This window comes from Streptomyces sp. NPDC058284 (assembly GCF_042881135.1).
Lineage (GTDB): Bacteria > Actinomycetota > Actinomycetes > Streptomycetales > Streptomycetaceae > Streptomyces.
Genome location: NZ_JBHVYE010000015.1, coordinates 163,693 through 184,211 on the forward strand (window position 1 = coordinate 163,693; position 20,519 = coordinate 184,211).

Genomic DNA, 20,519 nt, shown 5'->3' on the forward strand with positions numbered 1-20,519 from the left:
GTCCGAGACCGGCCCCACGGCCCGTTCGCCTCAGCCCAACAACTCCCGCACCACCGGCACCAGCCCCCGGAACGCCTCCCCGCGATGGCTGATCGCGTTCTTCTCCGCGGGGGTCAGCTCCGCGCACGTGCGGCTCTCGCCGTCCGGCTGGAGGATCGGGTCGTAGCCGAAGCCGCCCGTGCCGGAGGGGGTGTGGCGCAGTACGCCTCGCAGGCGGCCTTCGACCACGCGTTCCGTACCGTCGGGGAGGGCCAGTGCCGCCGCGCAGGCGAAGTGGGCGGTGCGGTGTTCGGGCGCCTCGATGTCGCCGAGCTGGGCCAGGAGCAGGTCGAGGTTGGCGCGGTCGTCGCCGTGGCGGCCGGCCCAGCGGGCGGAGAAGATGCCGGGGGCGCCGCCGAGTACGTCGACGCAGAGGCCGGAGTCGTCGGCGACGGCGGGCAGGCCGGTGGCCTGGGCGAGGGCGTGCGCCTTGAGGAGGGCGTTCTCGGCGAAGGTGACGCCGGTTTCCCTGACGTCGGGGATCTGGGGGTAGGCGCCCGCGCCGACGAGTTCGTGGGCGAGGCCCGCGTCGGCGAGGATGGCCTTCAGTTCCGTGATCTTGCCGGTGTTACGGGTGGCGAGGATGAGGCGGGTCATGGCCCCAGTATCCCGGGGGCCCGACCCGCGTCCGTCACGGCGTGCAGACCTTCGTCAGTTCGCCCGCCGCGTCGGTGACCGGGCCGACGTCCGGTGTGGCGTCGCCGTTCCTGATGGACTTGCGGACGTTGTCGACGGCCTCGTCGAGGTGGTCGACGGCCTTGTTCACGTCCGTGTCGTCGGTCTTCTCGCCGATCTTGTCCAGGTTCTTGCCGATGTCGTCGAGGGCGCGGTCGGCCTCGGCGGGGTTGTCGCCCGCGTTCTCGACGGCCTGCTGGAGGTCGGTGACGCTGTCGGCGATGGTGTCCGCGGTCTGGACGCAGTCCAAGGCCTTCGAGACGGCGTCGCAGCCGACGAGGCCGGCGCCGGCCGGGATGACGATCAGTGCCGTGGCGACGGCGGTGGCGATACGACGGTGGCGCGCGGCCATGGTTCGGTCCCTCCCCGGGGTACGACGGGCGCGCGGCTCTGCCCGCGCGCCCGTACTCGTAAGAACGCCCGGAGAGGGGTGGTTGGTTGCCTGGCCGGCCGCCGTTCCTCGCGGAGCGCCGGCGCGTCAGCGCGTCGCTTCCAGTGCCTCGCGCTGGAAGGCGGTGAGGTCCTCGCAGCCGCCGACGGCGAGGTCGAGGAGCGCGTTCAGTTCCTTGCGGGCGAAGGGCTCGGCCTCGGCGGTGCCCTGGACCTCGACGAAGCGGCCGTCGCCGGTGCAGACGACGTTCATGTCGGTGTCGGCCCTGACGTCTTCCTCGTAGCAGAGGTCGAGGAGCGGTACGCCGCCGACGATGCCGACGGAGACGGCGCTGACGGTGTCGGTGAGGGGCTTGCGGCCGGCCTTGATGATCTTCTTGCCCTGGGCCCAGGTGACGGCGTCGGCGAGGGCGACGTAGGCGCCGGTGATGGCGGCGGTGCGGGTGCCGCCGTCGGCCTGGAGGACGTCGCAGTCCAGGACGATGGTGTTCTCGCCGAGCGCCTTGTAGTCGATGACGGCGCGGAGGCTGCGGCCGATGAGGCGGCTGATCTCGTGGGTGCGGCCGCCGATCTTGCCGCGGACGGACTCGCGGTCGCCGCGGGTGTTGGTGGAGCGGGGCAGCATCGAGTACTCGGCGGTGACCCAGCCCTCGCCGCTGCCCTTGCGCCAGCGCGGGACGCCTTCGGTGACGGATGCGGTGCAGAAGACCTTGGTGTCGCCGAAGGAGATGAGGACGGAGCCCTCGGCGTGCTTGCTCCAGCCGCGTTCGATGGTGATCGGGCGGAGTTGTTCGGGGGTGCGGCCGTCGATGCGGGGCGTTGAGGACATGCGTCGAGCCTATCCGGACATGGGTGAGGGGCCCTTCCCGAGCGTGGGAGGGCCCCTCGTCCGTGGGTCCTCGGCGAGTCCCCGGTGAGTTCAGGAACTCACATCATGTCTTCGATGTCCGCGGCGATCGGGTCGGCGTCGGTGCCGATGACGACCTGGATCGCGGTGCCCATCTTCACGACGCCGTGGGCGCCCGCGGCCTTCAGGGCTGCGTCGTCGACCAGGCCGGGGTCCTTGACCTCGGTGCGCAGGCGGGTGATGCAGCCCTCGACCTCTTCGATGTTGTCGATGCCGCCGAGCCCGGCGACGATCTTCTCAGCCTTGCTGGCCATGGTGTTCTCCCTGTTGTTCTCACGGCTGGGGGTCCCGGGCTCGCCCCGGAGGTGCAGCCAAAGGACGCGGCGTTCGACCCGCCGTCGGTCCGCTTTGCCACGGTAACGCACGGTTGGACCATCTTCGCGGGCGGTGACGTCCGTCGTGCCCAATGATGACGATCAAGGTGCCGTCCCGCGTCGGGCGGCACTCCCACCGTTCCGCAACTGGTCTACACCAGTTTTCAACGACCGCCAAACCTGGCTTGTTCCGGGAAGGACGCCGATGAGTTCGCAAGCCGCGGCGGTGCCGCAGAAGAAGCCGCAGAAGAAGTGGTGGAACGGCCTCTTCCAGGGCCTTCAGAAGATGGGCCGCAGCCTCCAGCTGCCCATCGCGGTCCTCCCCGCCGCCGGCATCCTGAACCGCCTCGGCCAGCCCGACGTCTTCGGCGACGACGGCCTCGGCTGGACCAACGTCGCCAAGGTCTTCGCGGCCGCGGGCGGTTCGTTGCTCGACTCCTCGCTCGGCCTTCCGCTGCTGTTCTGCATCGGCGTCGCGATCGGCATGGCGAAGAAGGCGGACGGCTCCACGGCGCTCGCGGCGGTCGCGGGCTTCCTCGTCTACTACGCGGTGCTCCGCGCCTTCCCCGAGGGCTGCCCGCTGGACACCACGTTCGGCGCCGCGGGCATGTGGAGCGGGGTGTGCGTGGCCGAGGACGGGACGGTCGCGCAGGCCGCGTACCAGAATCCGGGGGTGTTCGGCGGCATCGTGATGGGGCTGCTCTCCGCCTGGTTCTGGCAGCGCTACCACCGCGTGAAGCTGGTCGACTGGCTCGGCTTCTTCAACGGCCGCCGCCTGGTGCCGATCATCATGGCCTTCGTCGGGCTGGTCTTCGCGGGCCTGTGCGTATGGATCTGGCCGCCCATCGGCGACGCGCTGACCAGCTTCTCCAAGTGGCTCGTCGACCTCGGCTGGCTGGGCTCGGGCATCTTCGGTGTCGCCAACCGCGCGCTGCTCACGGTCGGCCTGCACCAGTTCTTGAACACGTTCGTCTGGTTCCAGTTCGGCGACTACACGAAGCCGGACGGCACGATGGTGCACGGTGACATCAACCGGTTCCTCGCGGGGGACCCGACGGCGGGCCAGTTCACCTCGGGCTTCTTCCCCATCATGATGTTCGCGCTGCCCGCGGCGGCCCTCGCGATCACGCACTGCGCGCGCCCGGAGCGGCGCAAGGTGGTGGGCGGCCTGATGCTCTCGGTCGGCCTGACGTCGTTCGTCACGGGGATCACCGAGCCGATCGAGTACTCGTTCCTCTTCATCGCGCCGGTGCTGTACGCGATCCACGCGGTGCTCACGGGCGTGTCGATGGCGGTGACGTGGGCGCTGGGCGTGAAGGACGGTTTCAGCTTCTCGGCGGGGCTGATCGACTACGTCATCAACTGGAGTCTCGCGACCAAGCCATGGCTGATCATTCCGATCGGTCTCTGCTTCGCCCTCGTCTACTACGCGCTGTTCCGCTTCGTCATCACGAAGTTCGATCTGCACACTCCGGGACGTGAACCGGAGGAGGAGGCGGAGGCCCTGGACCGGGAGCAGACGAAGGCCTAACTCCCGCCGCCCGGCCGCCTTCTCGCCGTCCAACCAGGCCCTCGGACCTCAGGTCCGAGGGCCTTTGGCCTGTCATATCCAGATATGACCCAGCCAACAGGAATCACGGGTTCCTTACGTCACCTTCACCGTGCTACAACAGGTCTACACCACTATTGGTGTAGACCACGCGGCCTTCTCGCCGCGTCCCCCTGAGACGCCGCCGTCTTCCACTTAACTGTCCCCTGGCGGCGCCTTGCCCACTGGAGGAAGTTGTGCCTACGGCCAGTGCCGCCCCCGCGGCCGACAAGAAAAAGGGCGCCGGCGTGATGGCTGTCATGCAGCGCATCGGCCGCAGCCTGATGCTGCCGGTCGCTGTGCTGCCCGCCGCAGCCCTCCTGGTCCGTTTCGGCCAGGACGACATGCTCGGCAAGGAGTCGTTCCCGACCTTCATCAACAAGCTCGCGAGCTACATGGCGGCGGGCGGTGGCGCGCTGCTCGACAACATGGCGCTGCTGTTCTGCGTCGGCATCGCGATCGGCTTCGCGAAGAAGTCGGACGGCTCCACGGCCCTCGCGGCCGTCACCGGCTACCTGGTCTTCCAGAAGGTGCTCGGCACCTTCACGGACAAGAACCTGCCGAAGGTCGCCTCCGTCGTCGACGGCAAGATCGTCATGAACGAGGCGCCGGTCAACGCCGGTGTGCTCGGCGGCGTGGTCATGGGCATCATCGTCGCCCTGCTGTACCAGAAGTTCTACCGGACCAAGCTGCCCGACTGGGCCGGCTTCTTCGGCGGGCGCCGTCTCGTCCCGATCCTCTCCGCCTTCGCGGGTCTGGTCGCGGGCATCGTCTTCGGTCTGATCTGGCCGGTCCTCGGCACCGCCATCCACAACTTCAGTGAGTGGCTCGTCGGTTCGGGCGCCGTCGGCGCGGGCGTCTTCGGTGTCGCCAACCGTGCGCTGATCCCCGTCGGCATGCACCACCTCCTGAACTCCTTCCCGTGGTTCCAGGCGGGCACGCACACCGACGGCGGCGTGGACTACCACGGCGACATCGCGCGCTTCCTGCACCATGACCCGTCCGCGGGCCAGTTCATGACCGGCTTCTTCCCGATCATGATGTTCGCCCTCCCGGCCGCCTGCCTCGCGATCGTGCACTGCGCCCGTCCCGAGCGCCGCAAGGTCGTCGGCGGCATGATGTTCTCCCTCGCTGCCACCGCGTTCGTGACCGGTGTGACCGAGCCGATCGAGTTCACCTTCATGTTCATCGCGCCGGTCCTGTACGCGATCCACGCGGTGCTCACCGGTGTCTCCATGGCGCTGACCTGGGCGCTCGGCATGAAGGACGGCTTCGGCTTCTCGGCCGGCGCGGTCGACTTCCTGCTGAACCTCGGCATCGCGAAGAACCCGTGGGGCCTGGCCCTGGTCGGCCTCTGCTTCGCGGCGGTCTACTACGTGGTCTTCCGCTTCGCGATCACCAAGTTCAACCTGCCGACGCCGGGCCGCGAGTCCGACGAGGAGCTGGCCGAACTGCAGAAGGCGGAGGGCAAGTAGCCTCCCCGCCAGACCCGTGACAGAGCCCCCGCCGTAGTCAACGGCGGGGGCTCTGTTACGAGTCGGACCGGATCGGGTCGGATCTGATCGGGTCAGATCTCGTACGTCGCGCCGGGCGCCGCGAGGCCGGCCGGACCCTCGTACACGGCGCGTGCGTCCGCGAGGTTCACCTGCGGGTCCGTCCACGGCGGGATGTGCGTGAGCAGCAACCTTCCTGCATCGGCACGCCGCGCGGACTCCCCCGCCTCGCGGCCGTTCAGATGCAGGTCGGGGATGTTCTCCTTGCCGTGGGTGAAGGCGGCCTCGCACAGGAAGAAGTCGGTGCCCTCGGCGAGCTTGTCCAGCGCCTCGCAGGGCCCGGTGTCACCGGAGTACGTGAGGGACTTCCCGGCGTGCTCGACCCGGATGGCGTACGCCTCGACGGGGTGGCACATCTTCTCGGTGCGCACGGCGAACGGGCCGATGTCGAACGAGCCCGGCTTGACCGTGTGGAAGTCGAAGACCTCGCTCATCGAGGAGGCGGAGGGCGTGTCGGCGTACGCGGTGGTCAGGCGCTGCTCGGTGCCTTCGGGGCCGAAGACCGGGATGGGGGCGCAGCGGCCGCCCTCGTGCCGGTAGTAGCGCGCGACGAAGTACGCGCACATGTCGATGCAGTGATCGGCGTGCAGGTGGCTGAGGAAGACCGCGTCCAGGTCGTACAGACCGATGTGGCGCTGCAGCTCGCCGAGGGCGCCGTTGCCCATGTCGAGCAGCAACCGGAAGCCGTCGGCCTCGACGAGGTAGCTCGAGCAGGCCGAGTCCGCGGACGGAAACGACCCCGAGCAGCCGACGACGGTGAGCTTCATGAAGCTGGAACCTCCGCGCTGGCAGGAGAGTCTGGGGGGTGGTGTGCGGTCCGTCGAGCGTAAGGCGCAAAAGGGCTGGTCGTTCCTCCGTCACCGGCTGTTGTGGGGGAACTCACCTGCACTGTCACCGGTTCGGGGGTCTCCTGGGGCGCTCGGGGCGCGGTGGGCGGCGGGGCGCGCGCGCCGGTACCGTCGACCCCATGGACACGTCCTGGTGGCTGGCGCTGGGCGCCGTGGTGGTGCTCGCGCTCGTCGTCACGCTGGTGGACGGCTGGGGGCGCGGCCCCCGTGCGTCCAGCTCCCGGCCGCCCGGCAGGACACGGCCGCCACGAGACCCCCGGCGCCGGTTGCCCGCGCCGCGACCTGCGGAGATCTGGTGGGCGCAGGTGCCGTACGAGGACGGCCCCGGCGGCAAGGACCGCCCGTGCCTGGTCCTGTCGGTGCGGGGCGGGAACGCCCGGGTCGCGAAGATCACCAGCAAGTACCACGACGAGCGAGCGGGCGTGATCACGCTCCCGCCGGGTGCGGTGGGCGACGCTCAGGGCCGCCCGAGCTTCCTGGAGACGGACGAGCTGCGGGACGTACCGCTGGGCGAGTTCCGGCGCAGGGCCGGGGTGGTGGATCCGGTGCTGTGGGATCGGGTGAAGTACTTGGCCGGTGGCTAACCGGAACGCCGCTGCGGGGACTGGATGCCCAGTCCCCGCAGCGGCGTGAGCCCCGTGGATTTCAAGCCCGTCCGGCGCTTGAGGACGAACTCGGCGAAGCCGGTGACTCAACCGAGCCCCGTGCCCCCGCCCTCCGGGGCGGCTAAGCCCACAGCTGGCCCTGCAACGTCTCGATCGCCTCTTCCGTCGTGGCCGCGGTGTAGACGCCCGTCGACAGGTACTTCCACCCGCCGTCGGCGACGACGAAGACGATGTCGGCGGACTCCCCCGCCTTGACCGCCTTCTTGCCGACCCCGATCGCCGCGTGCAGCGCGGCCCCCGTGGAGACGCCCGCGAAGATCCCCTCCTCCTGGAGGAGTTCACGCGTGCGCGTCACCGCGTCGGCGGAGCCCACCGAGAAGCGGGTGGTCAGGACGGAGGCGTCGTACAGCTCGGGGACGAAGCCCTCGTCGAGGTTGCGCAGGCCGTAGACGAGGTCGTCGTAGCGCGGCTCGGCGGCGACGATCTTGATGTCGGGCTTCTGCTCGCGCAGGTAGCGGCCGACGCCCATGAGCGTGCCGGTGGTGCCGAGTCCGGCCACGAAGTGGGTGACGGAGGGCAGGTCGGCGAGGATCTCGGGACCGGTGGTCGCGTAGTGCGCGCCCGCGTTGTCGGGGTTGCCGTACTGGTAGAGCATCACCCAGTCCGGGTGCTCCGCGGACAGCTCCTTGGCGACGCGGACGGCGGTGTTGGAGCCGCCGGCCGCCGGGGAGGAGATGATCTCGGCGCCCCACATGGCGAGCAGGTCGCGCCGCTCCTGGGAGGTGTTCTCCGGCATGACGCACACGATGCGGTAGCCCTTGAGCTTGGCCGCCATGGCGAGCGAGATGCCGGTGTTGCCGGAGGTCGGCTCCAGGATCGTGCAACCGGGCGTCAACCGGCCGTCCTTCTCGGCCTGTTCGACCATGTGGAGGGCGGGCCGGTCCTTGACGGAACCGGTGGGATTGCGGTCCTCCAGCTTGGCCCAGATGCGGACGTCGTCCGCGGGGGAGAGCCGCGGCAGACGGACGAGCGGCGTGTTGCCGACCGCGGCGAGCGGGGAGTCGTAGCGAGGCATCCGGGATCGGGCCTAGACCATGCCGCCGGCGACGGCCGGCAGGATCGTGACGTTGTCGCCGTCGGCGAGCTTCGTGGAGATGCCGTCCAGGAAGCGGACGTCCTCGTCGTTCAGGTACACGTTCACGAAGCGGCGCAGCTTGTCGCCGTCGACGATGCGCTCGGCGATGCCGTTGTGGCGCGAGTCGAGGTCGGTGAGGAGCTCGGCGAGGGTGCCCCCGTTGCCCTCGACGGCCTTGGCTCCGTCGGTGTAGGTGCGGAGGATGGTCGGGATGCGGACCTCGATGGCCATGCTGGGGGCTCCTGTCGGGGATCGGTGAGTGCGTCGGGAAGTCGAGCGGTGCGGGTCGTGGGCGCGCGGCGGGCGTGCTGCCGTGCGGTGGTGCGCGTACGGGGTGCGGCGCCGGGACCCGCGGGCCAGGAGACCCACAGCCGTGCGGCAGCGCGGTTCAGCGGGAACAGATCGCGCTGGCGAGGCGGCACAGGTCGACGTGCAGCCGCGCAACGAGCAGTGCGCCCGGCGTCTTTTCGCTCACGTCGTGGGAAACCATGCGGTCATCGTATCGATTCCCGGTCCGGATCCCGGAATGTGATCTCATCTGCTGGACCCAAAGCGTTCAGGATGCGGGCGGCGGCAGATAGACGACGGTCGGGGCGCCGGTCAGCGGATGGACGCCGACCTCGGCCGTCACGCCGTACACGGTGGCGAGCAGCTCGGCGGTGAGGACCTCCTCGGGCGTCCCGGAGGCGACCACGCGGCCCCCGTCGAGGACGTAGAGGCGGTCGCAGTAGTACGCGGCGAGGTTCAGGTCGTGCAGGGCGAGCAGGTTGGTCGTGCCGAGGCCGCGTACGAAGGAGAGGATGCCGAGCTGGTAGCGGATGTCCAGGTGGTTCGTGGGTTCGTCGAGGACGACGAGGGTGGGCTGTTGCACCAGGGCGCGGGCGACGAGGGCGCGCTGGCGTTCGCCGCCGGAGAGGGAGGGGAAGGCGCGGTCGGCCAGTTCCCCGACGCCGACCCTGGCGAGCGCCGCCGTGACCAGCTCGTCGTCGGCCGCCGTGTCCGCCTCCCAGAACCGTTTGTGCGGGGAGCGGCCCATCGCGACGACCTGCCGGACGCTGAGCTCGAAGGCGGCCTGGCCGTCCTGCGGGACCGTGGCGAGGCGCCGGGCGCGCGCCTTCGCGGTCATGGTGTGCAGGTCGTCGCCGTCGAGGAGGGCGCGGCCCCCGGTGGGACGCAGGGTGCCGTACACGCAGCGCAGCAGTGTCGTCTTGCCGCTGCCGTTGGGGCCGACGACGCCGACGGTCTCGCCGGGGGCGGCGGTGAGGTCGACGGCGTCGACGAGGAGGCGCCCGCCGATCTCGTAGGAGAGGCCTTCCGTGCGCAGCTCGCCGGTGGGGCGGGGGCCACCCGGTTCCACGCTCGTGCCGGGGTTCCGCGCGTTCATGCCGGGACTCCTTCGGTACGTCGCCGCAGCAGCCAGAGGAAGAAGGGGCCGCCGGTCAGCGCGGTGAGCACGCCGACGGGGATGTCCTGCGGCGCGGCGACGGTGCGCGCGGCGAGGTCGGCGGCGACCAGGAAGACCGCGCCCATCAGCGCCACGACCGGCAACAGCGCGCGGTGGGCGGCGCCGACCAGCATGCGGGCGGCGTGCGGCACCATCAGGCCGACGAACCCGATGGCCCCGCTGTAGGCGACCAGGACACCGGTCAGCAGGGAGGCGAGGACGAAGACGGTGACACGGAAGCGGGTCGCGTCCAGGCCGAGGACGGTGGCGCCCTCCTCGCCCGCGAGGAGCAGATCGAGGGGGCGGGCCATGGCGACGAGGAGGGCCGTGCCGAGGATGAGGACGGAGCAGGGCAGGGCGAGCATGTCCCAGCGGGCGCTGCCGAGGCCGCCGAGCGTCCAGTAGAGGACTTCCTTGACGTGGTCCGCGCTGTCGGCGGTGACCAGGATGAGGCTGGTCAGCGCGGTCAGGATGTACGAGACGGCGACGCCCGCGAGGATCAGCCGGCCAGTGGCGAAGCCGCCGCCCCCGCTTCTGGCCAGGGCGTAGACGAGGACGAGCGAGAGCAGGGCACCCGCGAAGGCGGCGGCCGGGATGGTGACGGTGGTCGACAGGGCGGCGCCGAGGCCGAAGACGCCGCCGAGCACGATGGCGCAGACGGCGCCCACCGAGGCGCCGGAGGAGACGCCCAGCAGGAACGGGTCCGCGAGGGGGTTGCGGACGAGGGCCTGGAGGACGGCGCCGATGACTGCGAGGCCGCCTCCGACGGTGGCTCCGAGGATGACTCTCGGGAGTCTTACGTCGAGGACGATGGTTCTGAACGGGGAGGGTTCCGCTCTGCCGGTGAGGATCTCCATGACGTGGGCCGGGGGGATCCGCACGGAGCCGAGTGCGAGACCGGCGAGGGCGGTGGCCGCCAGGGTTGCGGTGAGGACGGTCAGTATCGTCAGGTGCCGCCCCCGTGAGCTCGGCCCATCGCCCTTCGGGCTCGTCCTCAAACGCCGGACGGGCTGGATGATCCGCCCCGCGGGCTGGGTGGTCCGCCCCACGCGCTGGATGATCCGCCCCACGGGCTGGGTGATCCGACCCACGCGCTGAATGGTCCGGCTCACAGCTGCGCCGCCAGCTTCCTCACCGCCTCCGGTGCTCGTACGCCCGTGACCACGTCCGACAGGCGCAGGACCGCGAAGCTCTCGTTCTTGATGGCGGGGACGTCCTGGAGGGCCGGGTCGTCGAGGAGGCGCTTCTTCTTCTGGGTGACGGTCATGGCGCCGTAGTCGAGGGTCAGGATCGTTTCGGGCTTGCGCTCGACGACCTTCTCCCAGGACGCGTCGGTGAAGGACTTGTCGACGTCGGCGAAGACGTTGTGGCCGCCCGCCCGCTCGATGATGTCGTTGCCGATGCCCCGGCCGCCCGCCGTGAACGCGGTCTTGTCGCCGCTGTCGTAGACGAAGACGGAGCGGGGCTTCTCACCCTTGGACCGGGACCGTGACTTCTCCGCGGTGGCGGCCAGTTCACGGCGGGCGGCGCTCACCCATTTCTCGGCCCGCGCCCGCACCCCGAACGTGGCGCCGACCTCGCGGACCTCGCGGTAGACGTCGTCCATGGAGACGGGGTGCCCGGCGCAGCCCTCGATGTTGAGGCGGCTGTCGATGCCGGACTTGGCGAGGGCCGAGCGGCTGCGTCCGTCACCGGCGAGGAAGGCGCTCGCGTAACCGCCGTACACGTAGTCGGGGTTGGCGGAGAGCAGCTTCTCGTAGGAGGGGTACTCCTTGGCGAGCACCGGGATCGACTCGTACGCCTTCTTGTACTTCGGCAGGACCTCGTCGTCGAGGTAGGCGGTACCGGCCAGCCGGTCCTTCAGGCCGAGTTCCAGCATCACTTCGGTGGCGTGCTGGTTCATGGTGACGGCGCGCTTCGGGGGTGCGTCGTACGTCGTCCGCACGCCGCAGTTGGTGACGGTGTACGGGAATCCGGCGGCCTTGGCGGCGGGCCCGGAGTCGTCGTCCGCCGCCGAGGTGGAGCAGGCGGCGAGCGGGGCGAGCAGGGCGGCCGTGACGAGGGCGCGCAGGGGCCGGTGGGACCGGGGCATGACGGGACTGCCTCCTCCAGGGGATTTCCGCGTCCCCTGCGTTGCGTGGGAGGAAGGCGGCAGGTCAGTTCCTGACTCCCCCGCCCCGACTATGGGGTGGGGTCACAGTGGCGGGACCGTGCCGGGTTCGCACCGGCTTCCTGGCTCCTGCCGCCCTCGTTGGTAAAGATCAGTATGCCTGTACGACCTTTACCTCTTCTTCGGTGACCTCGCCGTCCACGATGCGGTACGAGCGGAACTGGAAGGGGCCCGCGCCGTCGGTGTCCGCCGTGGAGACCAGGACGTAGTGGGCGCCGGGCTCGTTGGCGTAGGTGATGTCGGTGCGCGAGGGGTAGGCCTCGGTGGCCGTGTGCGAGTGGTAGACGATCACCGGCTCCTCGTCGCGGTCGTCCATCTCGCGGTAGAGCTTCAGCAGGTCACCCGAGTCGAACTCGTAGAACGTGGGCGAGCGCGCGGCGTTCAGCATGGGGATGAACCGCTCGGGGCGGCCGGTGCCCGCCGGGCCCGCGACGACGCCGCAGGCCTCGTCGGGGTGGTCCTGGCGCGCGTGCGCGACGATCTGGTCGTGGAGGGCCTGGGTGAGGGTCAGCATGGGAGTCAGGATAAGCAGAGGGCCCGCGCCGTACCGAAGTGTGGTACGGGCGGGCCCGAATGCTGGACAACGCTCTGGGAAGCGGTGTCAGTCCTTCCCGACCGGCGTGCTGTCGGCGGTGACCGAGCCGTCGACGGCGGTCTTGCGCTTGTTGAAGGCGGCCGCCTGCGGGTTGCGGCTCTTGAGCACCAGGTACGACACCGTCAGGATCGCGGCCCAGACCGGGGCGGCGTACAGCGAGACACGGTTGTCCTTGTCGATGCCCATCATCACGATGACCATGCCGATGAAGAGCAGCGCGAACCAGCTGGTGTACGGGGCACCGGGCGCCCGGAAGGTGGACTGCGGCAGCTCGCCGCGGTCGGCCTTGCGGCGGTAGCGGATCTGGCAGGCGAGGATCATGATCCAGGCCCACATGCCGGAGATGGTCGCGAAGGAGACGACGTAGGTGAACGCCTTGCCGGGCCACTGGTAGTTGATCCAGACGCCGACCAGCATGCACGCGGCGGAGGCCGTGGTGCCGATCAGCGGCAGGCCGTTCTTCGTGAGCTTGGTGAAGAACTTCGGGCCCTGGCCGTTGAGCGCCAGGTCGCGCAGCATGCGGCCGGTGGAGTACATGCCGGAGTTGCAGGAGGAGAGCGCGGCGGTGAGGACCACGAAGTTCACGATGGCGGCGCCGACGCCGAGGCCCATTTTCTCGAAGGCGGCGACGAACGGCGAGACATCGGGCTTGAACGTCGTCCACGGGACGACCGACAGGATCATGATGAGCGCGCCGACGTAGAAGACGGCGATGCGCCACGGCACGGTGTTGATGGCCTTGGGCAGGACGGTCTTCGGGTCCTTGGACTCGCCCGCGGTGACGCCGACGAGCTCGACGGCGAGGAAGGCGAACATCACGATCTGGAGCGTCATCAGCGTGGAGCCGATGCCGTTGGGGAAGAAGCCGCCCTCGTCCCACAGGTGGGTCACGGAGGCGGTGTCACCGGCGTCGGAGAAGCCGATGGTGAGGATGCCGACGCAGATCAGGATCATGCCGATGATGGCGGTGACCTTGACCATCGAGAACCAGAACTCCAGCTCGCCGAAGAGCTTCACGGAGATGAGGTTCGCGCCGTACAGGATGACGGTGAAGACGAGCGCGTACGCCCATTGCGGGAAGGAGTCGTGGGTCCAGTACTGCATGTACTGGGCGGCCGCGGTGACTTCCGTGATGCCGGTGACGACCCAGAAGAGCCAGTACGTCCAGCCGGTCACGAAGCCGAAGAACGGGCCCATGAACTCGCGTGCGTACTCCGAGAAGGAGCCGGACACGGGCCGGTACATGAGGAGCTCGCCGAGCGCCCGCATGATGAAGAAGATGACGAGGCCCGCGATGGCGTACGCCAGGATGAGGCTGGGCCCCGCCTTGTGAATGGCCTTGCCCGCGCCGAGGAACAGGCCGGTGCCGATGGCACCGCCGATCGCGATCATCTGGATCTGCCGGGCCCCGAGCCCGCGCTGATACCCCTCGCCCTCGCCGGACGAACCCTGCACGACCCCACTGCCGCCGTGCTCGTCGTGGTGCTCTTCGACCTGCACTGAGGTCATGGTGACGCCTTTCTCCATGCTGATCCGCGCCCGCTCATCTGCGTTGTGGCTGCGGATCAGGTCCTGATCCCCCCGGATATGGATGGAGTGCTACCGGCGGTCTGCCGGCTCGAGCGCCCTCGGCGACATGGGTGGCGTCACCGAGTGGTCGTGAAGATTTATCACGGGGGCAACAGTGAGGGAATGAGCCACCTGTGGCGTACACCACAAGAAGAAGCGGACAAACCGCCCTTGGCACCCTAAATGCGGGCACCGACTTGACGCGATCGTTATGCGGATTTGAGCGTCCGCTGAGCGAACGGTCCGTCCGGTGAACGGAACCTGTCCTCTACAACAAATTTCGCTGCCGTATGCACCGAATTCTGCCCGGAATCAGTCCAGCAACGTCCCGACCAGCGTTTCCTGCAGTCCGCCCAGCCAGAGGTAGGCCATCACCATCGGCTTGCGGGGGTCGGTGTCCGGGAGGCTGTAGAGCAGATCGGCGTCGTCCTCGTCGGTGACCTCCAGGCGGGTGCCGATCGCGAGCCGGAGGTCGTTGAGGGCGCCCAGCCACTGCCGGGACTCCTCGACCGACAGTTTCAGGACAGCTCCGCCGTCGCCGGAGGCGTTCACCGAGTCCAGCGAACGGATCACGGCCAGGGCGTCGTCGCGCTTCCTGGCACGCAGGTCGTTCTCCGTGAAACGGCGGAACTCCGCCGAGTACGCCCGCGTCTCCTCGGCGTCACCCGGACCGCCCTCGCTCGCCGGACCGCCATACGCGTCGGGCAGCAGGCGCCGCATCACCGGATCGGCGGGCGGCTCGCTCGGCCCCTCGGCGAAGAGCTCCGCGAGCGGGTCGTCGGAGACCTCGCCACCCGGACCGGGACCGATCAGCTCCAGGAGCTGCACGGCGAGGGAACGGATGATCGAGATCTCGACCTCGTCGAGCGCGACGGCGGCGCCGCCGCCCGGAGTCGGTTCGAATTGTCCTGGCATCAGATGCGTCGCTGCTTCCGGTCCGTACGCTGCTGGCGGGCCACTACTTGCGGTCCTGCTGAAGGGTGGCCCACAGGCCGTAGCCGTGCATGGCCTGCACGTCGCGCTCCATCTCCTCACGGGTGCCGCTGGAGACGACCGCACGCCCCTTCTGGTGCACGTCCATCATCAGCTTCGTGGCCTTGTCCTTCGAGTAGCCGAAGTACGTCTGGAACACGTACGTCACGTAACTCATCAGATTGACCGGGTCGTTGTGCACGAGCGTGATCCAGGGCACGTCCGGTTCGGGGACGGCGAGCGCCTCTTCGTCCGAATCCGGGCGGGTGATTTCTGCGGGAGCCGTACTCACCCGACCCATGCTGCCACCCCGCGGGGCGCCTCGCACAAATGGCCTGCCGCGCGCCTCGTGAAATCGTCAGAGTGACGAGATTGGGGGTAGCATCCTTCGTATGAACACAGCGGACCTGGGCCTGCCGGTGGATGTTCCCTCGACAGCGCTCTTCACGGACCAGTACGAGCTGACGATGGTGCAGGCCGCACTGAAAGCGGGCACCGGCGACCGGCGTTCGGTCTTCGAGGTCTTCACCCGCAGACTGCCCGAGGGCCGACGCTACGGCGTGGTGGCCGGAACGGGCCGGGTCCTGGACGCCGTGGAGAACTTCCGCTTCGACGCCGGTGTCCTCGGCTTCCTGCGCGAGCGCGACATCGTCGACGAGGCCACGCTCGCCTGGCTCGCCGACTACCGCTTCAGCGGCGACATCTGGGGCTACCCCGAGGGCGAGGTGTACTTCCCGGGCTCCCCGATCCTGCGGGTCGAGGGTTCCTTCGCCGAGTGCGTGCTCCTGGAGACCGTGATCCTCTCCATCCTCAACCACGACTCGGCCATCGCCGCCGCCGCCTCCCGGATGTCCTCGGCCGCTGGGGACCGCCCGCTGATCGAGATGGGCGCCCGCCGCACCCACGAGCTGGGCGCCGTCGCCGCCTCCCGCGCCGCCTACGTCGGCGGCTTCGCCACCACCTCGGACCTGGCCGCCGGGTTCCGCTACGGCATCCCGACCGTCGGCACCAGCGCCCACGCCTTCACCCTCCTGCACGACAACGAACGCGACGCGTTCCGCGCCCAGGTCGACTCGCTCGGCCGCGGCACGACGCTGCTCGTCGACACGTACGACGTGACGGAGGCGGTCCGGATGGCCGTCGAGGTCGCCGGGCCCGAGCTGGGCGCCGTCCGCATCGACTCCGGTGACCTGCTGCTCGTCGCCCACCGGGTGCGGCAGCAGCTGGACGAGCTCGGCGCCACGGAGACGAAGATCGTCGTGACCTCCGACCTCGACGAGTACGCCATCGCCTCGCTCGCCGCGGCGCCCGTCGACGCGTACGGCGTGGGCACGCAGCTCGTCACCGGCTCCGGGCACCCCACCGCCTCCATGGTCTACAAGCTGGTGGCCCGCGCGCACTCGGCGGACCCCAAGGCCCCCCTGGAGCCGGTGGCAAAGAAGTCGCTCGGCGCCAAATCCTCGATGGGCGGCCGCAAGTGGGCGGCGCGCAGGACCGACGCGTACGGGGTCGCCGAGGCCGAGGTCATCGGCACCGGGCCCGTGCCGACGGCGCTGGCCGACCGGCAGCTCCTGGTCGAGCTGGTCAAGGGCGGCGAGGTGGTGGCCCGCGAGCCGCTGGACGCGGTCCGCGACCGGCACGCCGCCGCGCGCGGCGGGCTGCCGCTCTCTGCGACGCAGCTGTCGCGGGGCGAGGCGGTCATTCCGACGGAGTACGTCTGACGTCCGCGTCCGTGTGGCCGTGGGCCTCGGGGGCGCCGCGCAGGCGCCCCCTCCCGCAACGCACGTGAAGTCTCTACGCTCGGTTCATCCGGCCGAGTCCCCCACCGATCCCGCCCTGCCGAGCGAAGGACACGCCTCATGCGCCGCGCACTGATCGTCGTAGACGTGCAGAACGACTTCTGCGAAGGCGGCAGCCTCGCGGTCGCCGGTGGCGCGGACGTGGCCGCCGCCATCACCGAGCTGATCGGCCAGGCCCCCGCGGGCTACCGCCACGTCGTGGCCACCCGCGATCACCACATCGACCCCGGCGACCACTTCTCCGACCACCCCGACTACGTCGACTCCTGGCCGCCGCACTGTGTGGCCGGCACGGAGGGCATCGGCTTCCACCCGAACTTCGCCCCCGCGGTCGCCTCGGGCGCGATCGACGGAGTCTTCTCGAAGGGGGCCTACTCGGCGGCGTACAGCGGCTTCGAGGGCGTCGACGAGAACGGGGTCTCCTTGGCGGAGTGGCTGCGGAGCCGGGAGATCACGGAGGTGGACGTGGTCGGCATCGCCACGGATCACTGCGTGCGGGCCACGGCGGTGGACGCGGCGCGGGAGGGGTTCAGGACGACGGTCCTTCTCGACCTGACGGCCGGGGTCTCCGCGGCGACCACGGAGGCGGCGATGGCCGAGCTCCGCTCGGCCGGGGTGGAACTGACGGGAAAGCCTGTCGTCTGACGACTGCCCGGCGGGGGCTGGGCGCGCAGTTCCCCGCGCCCCTTGACGGCACCTCCGGCCCGGCGGCGAGGAGACCCACCCCAGGACCACCTGCCGTCTGCCGGCAACGAGGCCCACCCAGGGGCGCGGGGAACTGCGCGCCCAGCCACGGCACGCCCGCACCCGCAGAACCCGCCAAGCAAACCCGTCTTTCGGCCGACCCCCCCGGCGGGGGCCGCTCGCGCAGTTCCCCGCGCCCCTTGACGGCACCTCCGGCTGGGCGGCGACCCCTTAGAACGCGACCCCCGAACCGCTGGCGCGAGACACGCCGCGAGGCTGTCTGCGCAAGGCTCTGATCGGGTGCCACAGCTCGTTCAGGGCATCCGGCGCCCCGCGCCATATGAGGCCGTCCGGATGGTGCAGGACCGCCGTGACCTCGTCCGGCGTCGGCGGCTCCGCGTTGCCCCGCAGGTACACCGCCCGCAGGCCCAGATTCCGCAGCCGGGTCAGCGCCCTCGCGCGGTTCACGGCGTGCACGATCATCCTGACCGTGCCGTCGCCCGGCGACGGGCTCGGCAGGGTCAGCGCCACCACCACACTGCCGTTCGGCAGCTTGCAGAAACCTCCTGCGGACATGCTGGGTCACACCCCCGTTGAGGATCGGACGAGGCCCCGGTCCGGGCCCCGCGTCAATAAGAAATCCACAGGACGCACCTAAACACGATCGGCCGCCGCCCGCTAGAGGGCGACGGCCGATCATGGTTTGACCTGCGAAAACGCTAACTACTTCGTGGAGGGGCCGACCTGGACCGTGATCGTCGAGCCATCCTTCGGCTGCTTTACGATCTTGATCCGAGTGTTGGTGTCAGTGACCTTCACACTTCCCGTGGGGTTCTCCTTGGACCAGTAGACGCCCTTGTGGTCGTCGAAGACCGGGACGCCCTTCTGGGACTTGATCTTCAGCGCGACGTCCGCGTTGTGGAGCGTGAACGCGTCGGTCGCGTACTTGCTGAAGGGCGCGTCGAACGGCTGGATCTTGTTGCGCAGAACCGTGCCGTCCTTCCACTTCAGCGGCGTGGCGTGGGCGTCGACCGGAAGGATCAGGCCCTGGCCGGGGTGCGCGCTGGTGTTGTTGTCCTTCTGCGAGGTGTCCCACTGCCAGACCATGAGGCCGGTCTGGTACGGGTAGTGCTCGACCCAGTCGGGACGCGCCTTGGAACCGAAGTTGTACGGGCCGACCTCAAGGGTCTTGTCGTACGACACGTACTGACGGTTCTCGGCGAGGTAGTACTGGTCGTACTTCTTGGTGAAGGACTGGCCGATGCGCGAGAAGCCCTTCGCCGTCCAGCCGTTGTCGCCGCCCTCGGCGCCGTCCTCGAACAGCTTGGCGCCGTCCGCGGTGACCGCGAGCGTGTCGGCGGCGAAGCCCTTGCCGCCCGCGCCGCCGTCCGTGGCGTAGCGGAAGCGGACGTCGACCTTCTTGCCCGCGTAGGCGTCGAGCGGGAAGAGCAGCTTCTTGTACGCGCCCGACGCACCGGTCAGCGCGGGCTTGTCACCGGCGTCGCGGGTGATCGGCTTGCCGTCCGCGGTGCCGTCCACCGGCGTCCAGTTGGCACCGTTGTCCGTCGAGACCTCGGTGTAGAGGTAGTCGTAGTTGGCCTCGATGTCCCACCAGCCCTGGAGCGAGAGCTCCGCCTTGGACTTGCCGGTGAGGTCGACGGAGCGCGTCAGGGTGTTCTTGAGGTTGTCGCCCTGGTCGCTCCACCACTGCTTGGAGCCCTCGGCGGGCTTCACGACGTCGGTGGTGACGGCCTTCTTCGGCAGGTCGACGACGAGCGCCTGGCGGTGGCGGGTGTTGTACTCCGAGACGCCCAGCTTGTGCTCGGACGTCGTCGCCGCCCTGGCCTTGGCGTAGTCGAGCCAGCCCAGCTGGAACTTGTCCCAGGCGGTCATGTCGCCCGGCAGGTCACCGATGGCGTTCTTGCCGGTGCCGAGCCAGGACCCCGCCGACATCAGCGACCAGAAGCCGACCGAGTTCTCGCCCTTGCCCGAGGTGTCGTACAGGTCGGGCAGACCGAGGTCGTGGCCGTACTCGTGGGCGAAGACGCCGAGGCCGCCGTTCTCCGGCTGCATCGTGTAGTCGCCGACCCAGATGCCCGTGTCGCCGATCTGGGTGCCGCCGGCCTTGTTGTCCGAGGGGCCCGTCTTGCCCGCGTCGTTGCCGTACGCGTACCAGCGGTGCGCCCATAGGGCGTTGGTGCCCTCGGCGCCGCCGCCGGCCGACTCGTCCTCGCCCGCGTGCACGAGCTGGAAGTGGTCGATGTAGCCGTCCGGCTCGTTGAAGTCGCCGTCGCCGTCGAAGTCGTAGCGGTCCCACAGGTCGTACTTGGCGAGGTCCGCCTTGACCTGCTCGTCCGTGCGGCCCTTGGCCTTCTGGTCCTTGGCCCAGGCGGTCACGCCGTCCTTGACCGCGTCCCAGACGTTCGGGCAGTTGGTGTCGCCGCAGTAGTTCGAGCCGTAGCGGCCCTCGTTGTAGTCGACCTTGACCCAGTCGGAGACCTCGCCGTCGACCGAGTACCGGCCCGATGAGGTCTTCTCGTAGTAGGTCTTCAGCGAGTGCTTCGCCTTGCCCTTGCTGTCCTTGCCCTTGCCGAAGTACAGGTCCTGGAAGTGCTTCTGGTTGTAGTCAGCCTGCCAGGCCGTGCTGTTGTCCTTCTTCGGGTCGGGCTTGGCTATCTTGTTGTGCAGCGGGCCGGGCTTGCCGCCGTACTTCTTGACCGGCGGCTGGGGGCCCTCGGGGCCGTCCGGGTCGTACATGGTCGTGTCGTCGACCTTGTTCCCGAACTCCACCAGGATCGTGAAGATCTTGTCGGTCTTCTCCCGGCCGAGCTCGACGTACTTCTTGTCGTCGAGCTTGACGACCTGGGAGCCGCCCTTCCGCTGGACCTTGGCGTCGCCCGCGACGACCTGCTGCAGGGCCGCCTTGCGCTGCTGCGCCTGCTGCTTGCTGAAGGGGCCGTCCAGGTCGTGGTCGACCTGCGCCTTGGCCCGCGACGGGTCCTGCCGGTCGATGGCCTGCGCCCCGCCCGAGGCACCGTCCTCGGCCGAAGCCGTCGCCGCCGCGAAGGTCGCGGTGGCCGCGGCCATCGCCACGGCCACCGCGGTGGCTCTGAACGTCCGTGTTCTGACTGTCACTTGATGCTGTCCTCCCCCGCGCCCGCGCGAGAATGTGGCGGACCGATATCCCGGTCGGAGGAGGTCCGCGCGCGATGTACGCGTCACAAGTGACGAC

Annotated in this window: 22 protein-coding genes and 1 riboswitch; of the genes, 5 read left to right on the forward strand and 17 right to left on the reverse strand. The window is 69.6% G+C overall.

The genetic code is table 11. The annotated features are described in order from the left end of the window. Positions 1-30: 30 nt before the first annotated feature. From rdgB to ACFVYR_RS21930, 4 genes are all read right to left on the reverse strand, one after another. The gene (rdgB, locus tag ACFVYR_RS21915; RefSeq protein ID WP_384263848.1) at positions 31-636 is read right to left on the reverse strand and encodes an RdgB/HAM1 family non-canonical purine NTP pyrophosphatase; all 606 of its coding nucleotides are present in this window, start codon (positions 634-636) and stop codon (positions 31-33) included. Between the two features lie 34 nt (positions 637-670). Next, positions 671-1,066: a hypothetical protein gene (locus ACFVYR_RS21920; protein WP_384263845.1), complete on the reverse strand. Its 396-nt coding sequence runs from the start codon at positions 1,064-1,066 to the stop codon at positions 671-673. Between the two features lie 126 nt (positions 1,067-1,192). Next, positions 1,193-1,933: a ribonuclease PH gene (gene rph, locus ACFVYR_RS21925; RefSeq protein WP_384263843.1), complete on the reverse strand. Its 741-nt coding sequence runs from the start codon at positions 1,931-1,933 to the stop codon at positions 1,193-1,195. A 98-nt stretch (positions 1,934-2,031) separates the two neighbouring features. Continuing rightward, entirely contained in the window at positions 2,032-2,322 is a 291-nt protein-coding gene (locus ACFVYR_RS21930; RefSeq protein WP_384263850.1) for a glucose PTS transporter subunit EIIB, read from the reverse strand. A gap of 208 nt (positions 2,323-2,530) precedes the next feature. Between ACFVYR_RS21930 and ACFVYR_RS21935 the strand changes: the two genes are divergently transcribed. Together ACFVYR_RS21935 and ACFVYR_RS21940 are read left to right on the forward strand one after the other, a co-directional pair. Further along, positions 2,531-3,856 carry a PTS transporter subunit EIIC gene (locus ACFVYR_RS21935; protein ID WP_384263841.1) on the forward strand — a complete coding sequence of 442 codons (1,326 nt, stop codon included), beginning with the start codon at positions 2,531-2,533 and terminating at the stop codon, positions 3,854-3,856. A 254-nt stretch (positions 3,857-4,110) separates the two neighbouring features. Continuing rightward, positions 4,111-5,388, forward strand: a complete 1,278-nt coding sequence (locus tag ACFVYR_RS21940) for a PTS transporter subunit EIIC (protein ID WP_384263839.1) — start codon at positions 4,111-4,113, stop codon at positions 5,386-5,388. Between the two features lie 92 nt (positions 5,389-5,480). On the opposite strand, the gene ACFVYR_RS21945 is transcribed toward ACFVYR_RS21940, so the two are convergent. Then, entirely contained in the window at positions 5,481-6,233 is a 753-nt protein-coding gene (locus ACFVYR_RS21945) for an MBL fold metallo-hydrolase (RefSeq protein ID WP_384263836.1), read from the reverse strand. Positions 6,234-6,433: 200 nt separating this feature from the next. On the opposite strand from ACFVYR_RS21945, the gene ACFVYR_RS21950 reads away from it, so the two are divergent. Further along, the gene (locus tag ACFVYR_RS21950; RefSeq protein WP_384263834.1) at positions 6,434-6,898 is read left to right on the forward strand and encodes a type II toxin-antitoxin system PemK/MazF family toxin; all 465 of its coding nucleotides are present in this window, start codon (positions 6,434-6,436) and stop codon (positions 6,896-6,898) included. 142 nt (positions 6,899-7,040) lie between these two features. On the opposite strand, the gene ACFVYR_RS21955 is transcribed toward ACFVYR_RS21950, so the two are convergent. The 10 genes from ACFVYR_RS21955 to clpS form a co-directional block, all read right to left on the reverse strand. Next, positions 7,041-7,994, reverse strand: coding sequence for a PLP-dependent cysteine synthase family protein (locus ACFVYR_RS21955; protein WP_384263775.1), 954 nt, complete (start codon positions 7,992-7,994; stop codon positions 7,041-7,043). Between the two features lie 12 nt (positions 7,995-8,006). Then, positions 8,007-8,285 (reverse strand): MoaD/ThiS family protein, encoded by a 279-nt coding sequence (locus ACFVYR_RS21960; protein WP_384263778.1) that lies wholly within the window; start codon positions 8,283-8,285, stop codon positions 8,007-8,009. Positions 8,286-8,442: 157 nt separating this feature from the next. Continuing rightward, on the reverse strand, positions 8,443-8,544 hold the full coding sequence (locus tag ACFVYR_RS21965) for a putative leader peptide (RefSeq protein WP_384263781.1): 102 nt from the start codon (positions 8,542-8,544) through the stop codon (positions 8,443-8,445). Positions 8,545-8,610: 66 nt separating this feature from the next. Further along, complete coding sequence (locus tag ACFVYR_RS21970; protein WP_384263784.1) at positions 8,611-9,438, reverse strand: ABC transporter ATP-binding protein; 828 nt, start codon at positions 9,436-9,438, stop codon at positions 8,611-8,613. Beyond that, positions 9,435-10,448, reverse strand: a complete 1,014-nt coding sequence (locus tag ACFVYR_RS21975) for a FecCD family ABC transporter permease (protein ID WP_384263806.1) — start codon at positions 10,446-10,448, stop codon at positions 9,435-9,437. Before ACFVYR_RS21975 ends, ACFVYR_RS21970 begins: the two co-directional genes overlap by 4 nt. Positions 10,449-10,606: 158 nt before the next feature. Continuing rightward, entirely contained in the window at positions 10,607-11,590 is a 984-nt protein-coding gene (locus ACFVYR_RS21980) for an ABC transporter substrate-binding protein (protein WP_384263787.1), read from the reverse strand. Between the two features lie 44 nt (positions 11,591-11,634). Then, a riboswitch (cobalamin riboswitch) is annotated at positions 11,635-11,787 on the reverse strand. Next, positions 11,760-12,182 (reverse strand): Mov34/MPN/PAD-1 family protein, encoded by a 423-nt coding sequence (locus ACFVYR_RS21985; protein ID WP_384263790.1) that lies wholly within the window; start codon positions 12,180-12,182, stop codon positions 11,760-11,762. Its footprint overlaps the riboswitch before it by 28 nt. Before the next feature lie 87 nt (positions 12,183-12,269). Further along, positions 12,270-13,772, reverse strand: coding sequence for an amino acid permease (locus tag ACFVYR_RS21990; protein ID WP_384263793.1), 1,503 nt, complete (start codon positions 13,770-13,772; stop codon positions 12,270-12,272). 372 nt (positions 13,773-14,144) lie between these two features. Then, positions 14,145-14,747 carry a DUF2017 domain-containing protein gene (locus ACFVYR_RS21995; RefSeq protein WP_384263796.1) on the reverse strand — a complete coding sequence of 201 codons (603 nt, stop codon included), beginning with the start codon at positions 14,745-14,747 and terminating at the stop codon, positions 14,145-14,147. Between the two features lie 43 nt (positions 14,748-14,790). After that, on the reverse strand, positions 14,791-15,105 hold the full coding sequence (gene clpS, locus ACFVYR_RS22000; RefSeq protein ID WP_384263799.1) for an ATP-dependent Clp protease adapter ClpS: 315 nt from the start codon (positions 15,103-15,105) through the stop codon (positions 14,791-14,793). Between the two features lie 91 nt (positions 15,106-15,196). On the opposite strand from clpS, the gene ACFVYR_RS22005 reads away from it, so the two are divergent. Beyond that, entirely contained in the window at positions 15,197-16,525 is a 1,329-nt protein-coding gene (locus ACFVYR_RS22005) for a nicotinate phosphoribosyltransferase (protein ID WP_384263801.1), read from the forward strand. Between the two features lie 138 nt (positions 16,526-16,663). Then, positions 16,664-17,248, forward strand: a complete 585-nt coding sequence (locus tag ACFVYR_RS22010) for an isochorismatase family protein (protein WP_384263804.1) — start codon at positions 16,664-16,666, stop codon at positions 17,246-17,248. Between the two features lie 270 nt (positions 17,249-17,518). Here ACFVYR_RS22010 and ACFVYR_RS22015 read toward each other — a convergent pair whose 3' ends face one another. Continuing rightward, on the reverse strand, positions 17,519-17,863 hold the full coding sequence (locus tag ACFVYR_RS22015; RefSeq protein WP_384262732.1) for a hypothetical protein: 345 nt from the start codon (positions 17,861-17,863) through the stop codon (positions 17,519-17,521). A gap of 147 nt (positions 17,864-18,010) precedes the next feature. Further along, a complete protein-coding gene (locus ACFVYR_RS22020; protein ID WP_384262789.1) occupies positions 18,011-20,374 on the reverse strand; it encodes an immune inhibitor A domain-containing protein in 2,364 nt (787 codons plus the stop codon). Between the last annotated feature and the right edge of the window lie 145 nt (positions 20,375-20,519).

What these genes read in the sequence shown, in the direction of transcription:
- rdgB (WP_384263848.1), bottom strand. Translation starts at nt 636, where the DNA reads ATGACCCGCCTCATCCTCGCCACCCGTAACACCGGCAAGATCACGGAA.
- ACFVYR_RS21920 (WP_384263845.1), bottom strand. Translation starts at nt 1,066, where the DNA reads ATGGCCGCGCGCCACCGTCGTATCGCCACCGCCGTCGCCACGGCACTG.
- rph (WP_384263843.1), bottom strand. Translation starts at nt 1,933, where the DNA reads ATGTCCTCAACGCCCCGCATCGACGGCCGCACCCCCGAACAACTCCGC.
- ACFVYR_RS21935 (WP_384263841.1), top strand. Translation starts at nt 2,531, where the DNA reads ATGAGTTCGCAAGCCGCGGCGGTGCCGCAGAAGAAGCCGCAGAAGAAG.
- ACFVYR_RS21945 (WP_384263836.1), bottom strand. Translation starts at nt 6,233, where the DNA reads ATGAAGCTCACCGTCGTCGGCTGCTCGGGGTCGTTTCCGTCCGCGGAC.
- ACFVYR_RS21950 (WP_384263834.1), top strand. Translation starts at nt 6,434, where the DNA reads ATGGACACGTCCTGGTGGCTGGCGCTGGGCGCCGTGGTGGTGCTCGCG.
- ACFVYR_RS21955 (WP_384263775.1), bottom strand. Translation starts at nt 7,994, where the DNA reads ATGCCTCGCTACGACTCCCCGCTCGCCGCGGTCGGCAACACGCCGCTC.
- ACFVYR_RS21960 (WP_384263778.1), bottom strand. Translation starts at nt 8,285, where the DNA reads ATGGCCATCGAGGTCCGCATCCCGACCATCCTCCGCACCTACACCGAC.
- ACFVYR_RS21965 (WP_384263781.1), bottom strand. Translation starts at nt 8,544, where the DNA reads ATGGTTTCCCACGACGTGAGCGAAAAGACGCCGGGCGCACTGCTCGTT.
- ACFVYR_RS21970 (WP_384263784.1), bottom strand. Translation starts at nt 9,438, where the DNA reads ATGAACGCGCGGAACCCCGGCACGAGCGTGGAACCGGGTGGCCCCCGC.
- ACFVYR_RS21980 (WP_384263787.1), bottom strand. Translation starts at nt 11,590, where the DNA reads ATGCCCCGGTCCCACCGGCCCCTGCGCGCCCTCGTCACGGCCGCCCTG.
- ACFVYR_RS21985 (WP_384263790.1), bottom strand. Translation starts at nt 12,182, where the DNA reads ATGCTGACCCTCACCCAGGCCCTCCACGACCAGATCGTCGCGCACGCG.
- ACFVYR_RS21990 (WP_384263793.1), bottom strand. Translation starts at nt 13,772, where the DNA reads ATGACCTCAGTGCAGGTCGAAGAGCACCACGACGAGCACGGCGGCAGT.
- ACFVYR_RS21995 (WP_384263796.1), bottom strand. Translation starts at nt 14,747, where the DNA reads ATGCCAGGACAATTCGAACCGACTCCGGGCGGCGGCGCCGCCGTCGCG.
- clpS (WP_384263799.1), bottom strand. Translation starts at nt 15,105, where the DNA reads ATGGGTCGGGTGAGTACGGCTCCCGCAGAAATCACCCGCCCGGATTCG.
- ACFVYR_RS22005 (WP_384263801.1), top strand. Translation starts at nt 15,197, where the DNA reads ATGAACACAGCGGACCTGGGCCTGCCGGTGGATGTTCCCTCGACAGCG.
- ACFVYR_RS22010 (WP_384263804.1), top strand. Translation starts at nt 16,664, where the DNA reads ATGCGCCGCGCACTGATCGTCGTAGACGTGCAGAACGACTTCTGCGAA.
- ACFVYR_RS22015 (WP_384262732.1), bottom strand. Translation starts at nt 17,863, where the DNA reads ATGTCCGCAGGAGGTTTCTGCAAGCTGCCGAACGGCAGTGTGGTGGTG.
- ACFVYR_RS22020 (WP_384262789.1), bottom strand. Translation starts at nt 20,374, where the DNA reads ATGGCCGCGGCCACCGCGACCTTCGCGGCGGCGACGGCTTCGGCCGAG.